The organism is Streptococcus sp. HMSC065E03 (genome assembly GCF_001815045.1).
Classification (GTDB): domain Bacteria; phylum Bacillota; class Bacilli; order Lactobacillales; family Streptococcaceae; genus Streptococcus; species Streptococcus parasanguinis_AD.
In genome coordinates this window covers 1-1,015 of record NZ_KV818839.1, presented here as the reverse complement: position 1 = coordinate 1,015, position 1,015 = coordinate 1, and the positions used below count along the sequence as shown (strand labels likewise).

Genomic DNA, 1,015 nt, shown 5'->3' with positions numbered 1-1,015 from the left:
TGTTTGGTTTTTCAACTTTCTTAGTAGTTGGGTTATAGTAGTTAACAACTTGAGCCGCAGTATTTTCAATGTCTACTCCACCTGCAACGTCAGCTTTCACTGTAGCTGGGATATCAAACTTGTAGTAACGTCCGAATTCGAATTTAGTTGTGTCGATCACTTGTGTGTTTTCTGCATCGCCAAGTGACTTAGTGAAGCCATCTTTAAGGGTTGCAGTAATCACACCGTTGTTCACAGTGATATCGAATTTAGCTGTTACATCCGCACCAGTCTTACCATCATAAGCTTTGATTGCTGAACCATCAACATCAACTTTAGCCTCATCGTAGTCATCTGAGATTCCTACTGATTGGATATGGTCTTTGTTGTTTGCGTCAAATTTAGTTGTATCCAACCATACTTGGTAAACAAGTTTTTGACCTGGTTTAACTGATTTAGTATTGATATTCGCTTTTTCGTTATTAGATGCATCGTCCGCATATGGGTTCGCATTGGTATCTGCAACCTTGTCTGCCAACTCTTTATCATCATCTAATAATGAAGTTCCAGTTAAATCAAATTCTTTTTCGTTCAGAACATATTTTTCTGGATTGAATTCTGGAGTTTCTGGAGGAGTTACACGGTTGTTAAATTCTTTATCCGCAATGTCGCCTACAGTCGCGATCAGAACTTTAGCAGTACCATCGTGTTTCACTGTGACTGTTACATTCGCTTTCATGGTATCGTATGTAACGGTTGCGTCGCTTCCTTTAACTTCTTCTACAGTGTAGTTGTGAACGCCTTCGTCACCCTTCTTGAATGACATAGCTGAGAACTTAACGTTACCAGATGCATCGTTCTTCACAGTTTCAAGAGTCTTACCTTTTGAATCTTTAAGAACGAAGCTGAATTCGTTAGCTTTAAGCTCACGGCCTTCCATACGTTTAGTAAAGTTGAATTCTACTTCAACTGGCACGCTGTTGACACGTTTTTCAGTTGGTTTGTTTGGTTTTTCAACTTTCTTAGTAGTTGGGTT

At 39.3% G+C, this 1,015-nt stretch carries 1 protein-coding gene; it reads right to left on the bottom strand.

What is annotated here, in order from left to right; genetic code table 11:
• A partial coding sequence (locus HMPREF3002_RS00945) for an SspB-related isopeptide-forming adhesin (protein WP_305366833.1) occupies nt 1–1,015 on the bottom strand: 1,015 nt, incomplete at both ends.